Below are 9,240 nucleotides of genomic sequence, written 5' to 3'. Positions count from 1 at the left end.
TCTTAGTGAGGTGAACATATTGGATGTAATAAATTGTGAAGAAGTGAAACGAGATGAGTTTCATACAGAAAAGTACTATGACAGTTATAACATCTTTGGGGCACATATTGTGACGGAAGATGGGATGCRAGGTGTACGATTCACAGTATGGGCTCCTCATGCGAAAGCAATGAGTGTTGTTGGAGATTTTAATGAATGGGATTATGAGCAACATAAGATGCTACAAGTGACAGAAGAGGGGATTTGGTCCTTGTTTGTACCGCATATTGAAKAGAATGAGATATACAAGTATGCGATTGAAACGATGGACGGTGACGTTATTTTAAAAGCGGATCCTTACGCAGTATATGCAGAAGTAAGACCAAATACGGCATCTGTAGTTTTTGATATAGAGGGATATGAATGGRATGATAAAAACTGGATTCGTAAGAGAAAGAAAAAATCGATTTATAAAGAAGCGATGACAGTTTATGAATTACATTTCGGTTCTTGGAAAAAGAAAGAAGATGGTGCTCTGTATTCTTACAGAGAAATGGCCGAGGAGCTCATTCCGTATGTGGTGGAACATCAATTTACACATATTGAAATTATGCCGCTTGTTGAGCATCCATATGATCGTTCTTGGGGATATCARGGAACAGGATATTATGCAGCGACAAGTAGATTCGGCACGCCACATGATTTGATGTATTTTGTCGATGAATGTCATAAATATGGAATCGGTGTCATTTTAGATTGGGTGCCGGGGCATTTTTGTAAAGATGCTCACGGTTTATATTTGTTTGATGGGACACCGACTTATGAATATAAAGATAGAGACGTACAAGAAAACCTGGTATGGGGAACTGTTAATTTTGATTTAGGGAAGAGAGAAGTACGTAATTTCTTAATTTCAAATGCGTTATTTTGGATGAGGCATTTCCATATTGATGGTTTCAGGGTAGATGCAGTTGCGAATATGCTGTACTGGAATAAAGAAGGAAAAGAGCAAAGCAATGAACATGCTGTTTCTTTCTTACGAGAGTTAAATGAAGCCGTGTTTGCAGAAGATGAAGAGTTTCTTATGACAGCGGAAGATTCAACAGCTTGGCCACTTGTAACAGCTCCAACATACGAGGGTGGACTTGGATTCAATTATAAATGGAATATGGGTTGGATGAATGACGTGCTGAAATATATGGAATGTGCGCCAGAGTACCGGAAATACATTCATGAGAAAATGACATTCTCTTTAATATATGCTCACTCTGAAAACTTCATATTGCCGCTTTCTCATGATGAAGTCGTTCATGGGAAAAAGTCGTTATTAAATAAAATGCCGGGAGATTACTGGGATAAGTTCGCCCAACTTCGTTTATTATATGGATATTTCTTTACTCATCCAGGTAAGAAATTACTCTTTATGGGTGGAGAATTCGGGCAATTTGATGAGTGGAAAGACCTTGAAGATTTAGATTGGAATTTACATGATTTTGAAATGCATCGTAATATGCATGATTACTTTAAAGAGCTCATAGCATTGTATAAGCGCTCAAAACCACTTTGGCAGTTAGATCACTCGCCTGAAGGATTTCAGTGGATTGATGCTAATAATAATGAGCAAAGTATTTTCTCGTTTATCCGCCAAGGGGATAAGCAGGAAGATGCGTTAGTTGTCGTATGTAATTTTACGAAAGCTACATATGAAAACTATAAAGTAGGTGTACCRGATTTCGAGTACTATAACGAAATTTTAAACAGTGACTCGGCGCAATATGGCGGATCGGGGCAAGTGAATAAGAAACGTCTCAAGACGATTCTAGAGCCATATCATAATCAAGCGGCACATGTAGAAATTACAATTCCACCATTTGGCGTATCCATATTACGACCAGTGAAGACGAGAAAGGGGAGCAAAAAACAAGATGGCTCAAAAACAAAAGTGCGTAGCAATGTTACTAGCAGGGGGAAAAGGTAGTCGTTTAAGTGCATTAACAAAAAATTTAGCCAAACCAGCTGTTCCATTTGGTGGTAAATATCGCATTATTGATTTTACGTTAAGTAACTGTGCAAACTCCGGTATTGAAACGGTGGGGATTTTAACACAATATCAACCGTTAGAACTTCATAATTATATTGGAATCGGAAATGCTTGGGATCTTGATCGTGTAAACGGTGGAGTCACTGTGTTACCTCCTTATGCGGAGTCTTCAGGTGTGAAGTGGTATACAGGTACGGCAAGTGCTATTTATCAAAACTTAAACTATTTAAGTCAGTATGAACCAGAATATGTCCTTATTTTATCAGGCGATCATATTTATAAAATGGATTACAGCAAAATGCTAGATTACCATATTGAGAAAGAAGCGGACGTTTCGATTTCTGTTATTGAAGTGCCGTGGGATGAAGCAAGTCGCTTTGGCATCATGAATACAAATGAAGAGATGGAAGTTGTTGAATTTGAGGAGAAACCGCAATTTCCAAGAAGTAATCTTGCATCAATGGGAATTTATATTTTTAACTGGGCTATTTTAAAAGAATATTTAGAGATGGATGCAAGAAACCCTGAATCTAGTAATGACTTCGGAAAAGATGTACTTCCGCTTTTATTAGATGAAGGGAAGAAGCTGATGGCGTATCCGTTTGAAGGATATTGGAAAGATGTTGGAACGGTGAAAAGCTTATGGGAAGCGAATATGGATTTACTTCGCGATGAAACATCGTTGAACTTGAACGATCGTAATTGGCGCATTTATTCTGTAAATCCAAACGAGCCGCCTCAATATATTGCACAGCAGGCAAAAGTAGAAGAGTCACTTATTAATGAAGGGTGCGTCATTGAAGGGGACGTGAAGCATTCTGTTTTATTCCAAGGAGTGACGGTGGAAGAAGGTAGTATGGTAATCGATTCTGTCGTTATGCCAGGAGCAAAGATTGGTAAAAACGTTGTGATTGAAAGAGCGATCGTTGGATCGGAAATGGTTATTGAAGATGGGACAATAATTCGTCCAGAAAAAAATGTTGATGATGTAGTACTAATTGCTGAAGGAAAATAGAAAAGGGGGATGAAATGAATGGGAGAAAAAATGTTAGGAATTATTAATGCAACGGGAAGTTTTCCTTCCTTAAAGAAAGTAACAGGGCATCGTTCATTAGCGGCGTTACCGTTTGGAGGCCGTTATCGCCTCATTGATTTCATGCTTTCAAATATGGTGAATTCTAATATTCATAGCGTGGCGGTTTTTACAAGTCATAAAAATCGTTCTTTAATGGATCATGTCGGTTCAGGAAAACAGTGGGATTTAGATAGAAAGCGTGATGGACTGTTTTTATTCCCACCGAACTGCCAATGTGATCATGACGAATTTGGATCTTTTGCACATTTTAGAAGACATATTGATTATTTTCTAAGAAGCAGAGAAGAATATGTTGTTATTACGAATAGCCATCTTGTAACAGCGTTAAACTTTCAAGCGGTGTTAGAGCGACATATACATACGTCTGCAGATATTACTGAAGTTTGTCATAAAGGGGTTTCGCTTCAAACATATGTGTTAAAGAAACAATTATTGCTAGACTTATTTGAGACATATAAAGATGTGGAGCAATACAGTTTATTTGATGTAGTGAGAGAAAAGAGCGGGAAATCACTGCATATTACTACGTACGAACATACAGGATATGTAGCTATTATTGATTCTATTGAAAGTTACTATAAACATAGYCTAGAAATTTTGCAGCCTTCTATTTGGAAGCAATTATTTAAGAAAGAAGCACCAATCTTTACGAAAGTAAAAGATGAGCCACCAACTCGTTATATGAAGGGTGCAGTAGTGAAAAATACGATGATTGCAAACGGCAGTATTATTGAGGGTGAAGTAGAAAATAGTGTTGTCTCCCGTTCTGTTAAAATTGGAAAAGGTTCAATTGTTCGTAATAGTATTATTATGCAAAAGAGCCAAATTGGAGATAATTGCATAATAGACGGTGTTATTATTGATAAAGACGTGAAAATTGGTGACGGTGTTGTACTAAAAGGAAACGCCGATGAGCCATATGTTGTAGAAAAAGGAAGCATTCAAAACAGTACGATTAATAGTTATTCTTAAAAGAATCAGTGGGGGTTTTTCCTCCACTGATTAAAGCATTCATTCAAATGAAAACTCGAAGGGAGGAAGCTGCAAGGGAAGTCGTATAAGCTTTTCGTGCAGTGGGACAACAAGTGAATATTTTATTTGCAGTATCAGAATGTGTACCATTTGTTAAATCGGGAGGATTAGCTGATGTAGCAGGTGCGCTCCCAAAAGAGCTAAAAAAGTTAGGCGTGGACGTTCGCATTATACTTCCAAATTATAGTCTTATTCCGCAAAAATTAAGGGATGGATGTACGTTACATAAAGTAATTAACGTCCCGCTTGGGTGGAGAAATCAATATTGCGGAATTTTAAAAGGTGAGCAAGACGGGATTACGTATTACTTAATAGATAATGAATATTATTTTAAGAGAGATTCTCTATATGGTCATTATGATGACGGAGAGCGTTTTTCTTATTTTTCAAAAGCAGTTTTAGAGTGTATTCCGCATCTTGATTTTGAAGTAGATGTTCTTCATAGCCATGATTGGCAYACAGCTATGGTTAATTTCTTACTTCGTGAAAAGTATCAAGATAACCCGTTATATGAGCATATTAAAACGGTATATACGATTCATAACTTGCAGTTCCAAGGTGTATTTCCTCCTGAAGTGATGTACGACTTACTGGAGCTTGGTCATGAATATTTTCATAGTGAACAGCTTGAGTTTTATGGAAACGTGAACTTTATGAAAGGCGGTATTATCGCATCTGACCAAATTACAGCGGTTAGCCCGACATATAAAGAAGAGATTCAATATGAGTTTTTCGGTGAGAAGTTAGATGGATTGCTACGAAAGCATAACGATAAGCTTAGTGGCATTGTAAATGGAATTGATACGAGTGTATATAATACAGAAACAGACCCATATATTACGGCTCAGTATAGTGCAGAGTCATTAGAGGAAAAGAGTGAAAATAAACGCGCATTGCAGCGTTATTTTGGTTTACCAGAAAARGAAGATACACCAGTTATTTCGATGGTAACACGATTAACGAAGCAAAAGGGGCTTGATCTAGTACGTACTGTATTCCGTGAAATAATGGAAGAAGATGTACAATGTATTATTTTGGGATCAGGCGATTCTGAATACGAGCAGTTCTTTGAATGGATGGCATACGAGTATCCAGAAAAGGTAAAAGTATATGTTGGATTTAATGAAGAGTTAGCGCACCAAGTGTACGCGGGAAGCGATTTGTTTTTAATGCCATCGCTGTTTGAACCGTGTGGACTTGGACAACTTATTGCGCTAGCATATGGCACGATTCCAATTGTAAGAGAAACAGGCGGATTAAATGATACTGTACATTCTTACGATGAGGAAACTGGAATTGGGAATGGCTTTAGCTTTACGAATTTTAATGCGCATGACATGTTACATACAATTCTTCGTGCAATTGAGTTTTATCAAGATAAACCGGTATGGGATAAGCTTGTAAAGCAAGCGATGACTGAAGATTATAGCTGGGGGAAATCTGCTCTTGCATACAAGAAATTGTATAAAAGTCTCATGGAATAACATTGAGGTGGTGAAAAAATGTTTACTCATGTTGAAAGCTTTAAATCCGCTTTTCTAGAAAAATTAGAAATGATGTATGGGAAAAGTTTCAAAGATTCTACAACTCGTGATCAGTATAATACGCTTGGTCATATGGTACGTGAGTATATGAATAGTCAATGGATTGCAACGAATGAAAGTTATCGTTCTGGAGATCAAAAGCAAATGTATTATTTATCCATTGAGTTTTTACTTGGGCGTTTACTAGGCAGTAACATATTAAATTTAGGCATTCGAGATGTATGTGAAAAGGGGCTTTCTGAACTTGGAATTTCCTTGCAAGAGTTAGAAGAGATTGAAGCAGATGCTGGCCTTGGTAATGGTGGCCTTGGACGTTTAGCAGCCTGTTTCCTCGATTCACTCGCTTCTTTAAACTTACCAGGACATGGCTGTGGTATTCGTTATAAGCATGGCCTGTTTGATCAAAAAATTGTTGACGGCTATCAAGTAGAATTTCCAGAACAGTGGCTTCTTCATGAAAACGTTTGGGAAGTAAGAAGGTATGACCAAGCCGTAGAAGTAAGTTATTTTGGAAACGTTGAACCACTAGAAATTGATGGACGTTTAGAGTTCAGGCATACAAATGCAGAAGTTATTATGGCAGTACCATATGACGTTCCAGTTATAGGGTATGAAACAAGTACTGTAAATACGCTTCGGCTTTGGAATGCGGAGCCAGTTCCTTTCCCGCAAAATTGTAAAGATATTTTGAAATATAAGCGTGAAACAGAGGCCGTATCGGAGTTTTTATATCCAGATGATACGCATGATGAGGGGAAAATACTTCGTTTAAAACAACAGTATTTCCTCGTATCAGCAAGTTTGCAAAATATCGTTCGTATGCATAGGGAGAGGCACGGTAGTCTTCGTCAGTTGCATGAAAAAATTGCGATTCATATAAACGATACACATCCGGTTCTAGCAATTCCAGAACTTATGCGTATTTTATTAGACGAAGAAAAATTGACATGGGAAGAAGCTTGGCACATAACAACGCAGACGATTTCCTATACGAATCATACGACGTTATCCGAAGCGCTTGAGAAATGGCCAATTCACATTTTTAAACCGTTATTACCGAGAATTTATATGATTATTGAAGAAATTAATGAACGTTTCTGTCATGAGCTTTGGGACCGTTATTCGTACGATTGGAAGCGTATTGAGGACATGGCCATTATTGCGCATGACCTTGTGAAAATGGCTCATTTAGCGATTGTTGGTAGCCATAGCGTTAACGGTGTGGCGAAAATTCATACAGAAATTTTAAAGCAGCGTGAAATGCGATTGTTCTATGAATTTTATCCAGATAAGTTTAATAATAAAACGAATGGAATTGCTCATAGGCGCTGGCTAATGAAGGCGAATCCGCAGCTGACGAATCTTATTTCGGAAGCGATTGGGGAAGAATGGAAGAAAGAGCCAATTAAGCTGCAAGCACTGCAAACATTTCAACACGATGCTAGTTTCCAAGAGAAGGTTGCAGGGGTAAAACAAGAGCGTAAAATTATTTTAGCGGAGCGCATTCATAATAAAATGGGGATCACTATTGATCCAAATTCTATTTTTGATGTGCAAGTGAAAAGGCTACATGCCTATAAACGACAGTTATTAAATGTTCTTCATATTTTGTACTTGTATAACCGTTTAAAAGAGGATACTAGTTTTTCATTTTACCCGCGTACTTTTATTTTTGGAGCGAAAGCATCACCTGGCTATTATTATGCGAAGAAAATTATTAAATTAATAAATGAGCTTGCAAGAAARGTRAATACCGATCCGTACGTAAGTCAATTTATGAAAGTTATCTTTCTAGAAAACTACCGAGTTTCTTTAGCGGAAGATATATTCCCGGCGGCAGATGTAAGTGAACAAATTTCAACTGCGAGTAAAGAAGCATCGGGAACAGGTAACATGAAATTCATGATGAATGGTGCAATTACACTCGGAACGTTAGATGGAGCTAATATTGAAATAAAAGACCGGGTCGGTGATGATGCCTGCTTCATTTTCGGCTTAACAGCGGATGAGGTTCTCCATTATTACCAAAATGGTGGATATCGTGCAAGTGACTATTATCACCACAATATGCACATTAAAAAAGTAGTAGATCAGTTAACGAATGGTTTCTTTGCACAGTCGGGAGCTGAATTTGAAGCGATTTATGATTCACTTGTAATTCAAAATGATGAATACTTCGTTTTGCGAGATTTTGGTCCATATGCGGAAAGGCAAGAAGCTGTTGGTAGAGCGTATGAAAACCGAACGAAGTGGCTAGAAATGTCGATTTTAAATATTGCACAGTCTGGTCATTTTGCGAGTGATCGAACGATTTTACAGTATAGTAATGAGATTTGGAGTATTGGTAATGCGGTTACACAGTATTAAGTGAAAGTCCCTTTTGAAGGGACTTTTATTCATGGAGACAAAGTGTAAAAATGAATAATACGTATAGGGACGCTAAAGTGTATTCACTTTTAAAAGAGGAATATAATTGCTAAAAAACGAGCTTAATCTCATTAAGCTCGTTTTTCCGTTTTTGCTTAAGAAAGAAATGGGATGGCAGTATACATGATACCTGTTCCACCATATTCTCCAGTCGCAAAGTATGAAAATGTAAAGAAACCCGTAAACGAAAAAATTATTATAAGAAAAAGTGCAAAGAAAAATTTTAGCATGTAAGGTCCCCTCATCCGAAAGTAATTTCATAGATTATTATAGTATACAAATATTAAATTTCCAATTGTTTACTGGTTAAAAATGAGAGGTCAGACATGTTTTGTATGTTGTAATGGAATGATTATTCGTAATGGATTTTGTATTTTTCGTAAATGTCATGTTGTGATGGACGTGTGCATATTCCCAGTCTTTATCATTAAAATGGACATTTCTTGGAGGGAGAAGAGGAACGACATCGAATAAATTGACAAAACGAAAGCTACTAGCCACTTGCAGTTTATAATAATTTCGAAAGGCGATATCTCCAACTTTTGGAGAGGCAAAGGTATAAAGACCGTACTGTGCGAAGGCAGTATTTATACGGGCATCTAGTATGTGTAGTGTAGCGAGTGCACCGCCTAAGCTATGGCCTGTTGCAAGAAGTTTCTTATGGGCGGGTAATGACACGAGCATATCCATAATGGAATCCCGGCAAGATTCATAAATTGAAAGAAAGCCATTATGAACATTCCCACTATTTAAAGCATATGGGTATGGCTTTTGGTTAACGAGTGAATCGATAATCCAATCTGTATCTGTTTGTGTGCCCCTAAAAGCTACAATAATCGTATCCTCAGATTCTAATATGAATCCGAACCATTCTGTCTTTTGAATGGCCTTTCCTTGAAACCCTTGTACATATTGGAACCCATCGGGTATTTCGAAAATGCCATTTTGTTTATATTGTTCATACGTTAGATCGCAGCAAGATGCTAACAATATGGCAGTATCTTTATCAAAGGATAAAGGAGTACGCATCAAGAAAGCCCTCCTTAAGAAAAGGTATAGTTCAATATATGCAGTGAGGGACTTGATTCATTCTTTTTGAAAAAAGGCTTGAACCTACAGTT

General features: G+C 37.4%; 6 protein-coding genes. 5 read left to right on the top strand and 1 reads right to left on the bottom strand.

Annotated elements, in window-relative coordinates:
- Nucleotides 1–19 precede the first annotated feature (19 nt).
- The 5 genes from glgB (at nt 20) to glgP (ending at nt 8,059) form a co-directional block, all read left to right on the top strand.
- Nucleotides 20–1,957, top strand: a complete 1,938-nt coding sequence (gene glgB / locus AC1DJR_RS10075) for a 1,4-alpha-glucan branching protein GlgB (RefSeq protein ID WP_477002524.1) — start codon at nt 20–22, stop codon at nt 1,955–1,957.
- A complete protein-coding gene (gene glgC, locus AC1DJR_RS10070) occupies nt 1,905–3,035 on the top strand; it encodes a glucose-1-phosphate adenylyltransferase (RefSeq protein WP_002089246.1) in 1,131 nt (376 codons plus the stop codon). Before glgB ends, glgC begins: the two co-directional genes overlap by 53 nt.
- Nucleotides 3,036–3,053: 18 nt before the next feature.
- The gene (gene glgD / locus AC1DJR_RS10065; RefSeq protein ID WP_429686547.1) at nt 3,054–4,088 is read left to right on the top strand and encodes a glucose-1-phosphate adenylyltransferase subunit GlgD; all 1,035 of its coding nucleotides are present in this window, start codon (nt 3,054–3,056) and stop codon (nt 4,086–4,088) included.
- A 113-nt stretch (nt 4,089–4,201) separates the two neighbouring features.
- Entirely contained in the window at nt 4,202–5,632 is a 1,431-nt protein-coding gene (gene glgA / locus AC1DJR_RS10060; protein WP_429686637.1) for a glycogen synthase GlgA, read from the top strand.
- Nucleotides 5,633–5,650: 18 nt separating this feature from the next.
- Nucleotides 5,651–8,059: a glycogen phosphorylase gene (gene glgP, locus AC1DJR_RS10055; protein WP_429686548.1), complete on the top strand. Its 2,409-nt coding sequence runs from the start codon at nt 5,651–5,653 to the stop codon at nt 8,057–8,059.
- 366 nt (nt 8,060–8,425) lie between these two features.
- Here glgP and AC1DJR_RS10050 read toward each other — a convergent pair whose 3' ends face one another.
- Nucleotides 8,426–9,148, bottom strand: a complete 723-nt coding sequence (locus tag AC1DJR_RS10050) for a lipase family protein (RefSeq protein WP_002089241.1) — start codon at nt 9,146–9,148, stop codon at nt 8,426–8,428.
- Nucleotides 9,149–9,240 lie beyond the last annotated feature (92 nt).

The organism is Bacillus sp. 05T31, assembly GCF_056396725.1.
The sequence above is the reverse complement of the archived record's forward strand: the minus strand, read 5'-3'. Positions and strand labels throughout refer to the sequence as shown.